This is a genomic window from Rhodoferax sp. UBA5149 (assembly GCF_002413825.1).
Taxonomy (GTDB): domain Bacteria; phylum Pseudomonadota; class Gammaproteobacteria; order Burkholderiales; family Burkholderiaceae_C; genus Rhodoferax.
This window is the reverse complement of record NZ_DHXT01000176.1, coordinates 2,809-3,621: the sequence shown is the minus strand read 5'-3', so window position 1 is coordinate 3,621 and position 813 is coordinate 2,809. Positions and strand designations below refer to the sequence as shown.

1 protein-coding gene is annotated in these 813 nt (G+C 64.5%); it reads left to right on the top strand.

Annotation, left to right across the window (positions count from 1 at the left end):
• Positions 1 to 136: 136 nt before the first annotated feature.
• Positions 137 to 813: xylulokinase (locus B3V69_RS15935; RefSeq protein WP_296447992.1), on the top strand; the 677-nt coding region annotated here is incomplete at its 3' end.

The window sequence follows — 813 nt, the reverse complement described above, 5'->3', positions numbered from 1 at the left end:
GCGCGCATCCGGTCGCTGTGCACGCCGCATTTGCTGTGGAGCGATACCCAATGGCAAACCGAGATCGAGCGCTACCGCGCGCTGATTGCCGCACACTATCAAGCGCCCGACCCCACCTTCAACTGATTGGGCACCCATGAGCAAGACCTACCTTCTCGCCATCGACAACGGCACCCAGAGCGTGCGCGCCCTGCTCTTTGATTTGCAAGGCAATCTGGTGGACAAGGCGCAGGTCACCCTCACCAGCTACCAGTCACCGCAGCCGGGCTGGATGGAGAACGACCCCGAGGCCTTCTGGCAAGCCCTGTGCGACGCTTGCCAGCGCCTGTGGGCCATCACCAGCGTGCCCAAGAGCGCCATTGCGGGCGTGGTCATCACCACCCAGCGCGGCACCACCATCGCGCTGGACAAGCAGGGCCAGCCCTTGCGCCCGGCCATGATCTGGCTCGACCAGCGCCGCGCCGACCAGTTGCCCAAGTTGGCGTGGTGGTGGGACGCCGCCTTTCGCGCCATCGGCATGCGTGAGACCGTGCGCTTTTTTCAACGCGAAGCCGAGGCCAACTGGATCGCGCAGCACCAGCCTGAGCTCTGGGCCAACACCGACAAATACCTGCTGCTGTCGGGCTACCTCAACTACCGCTTTACCGGCCGCTTTGTTGATTCGGTGGCCGCGCAGGTGGGTTACATCCCGTTTGACTACAAAAAGGGCTGCTGGGCTCCCAAACACGACTGGAAATGGCAGGCCATGCCGATCACCGCCGCCATGCTGCCCGAGCTGGTGCCTGCGGGCGCCCTCATCGGCCAGGTCAGCGC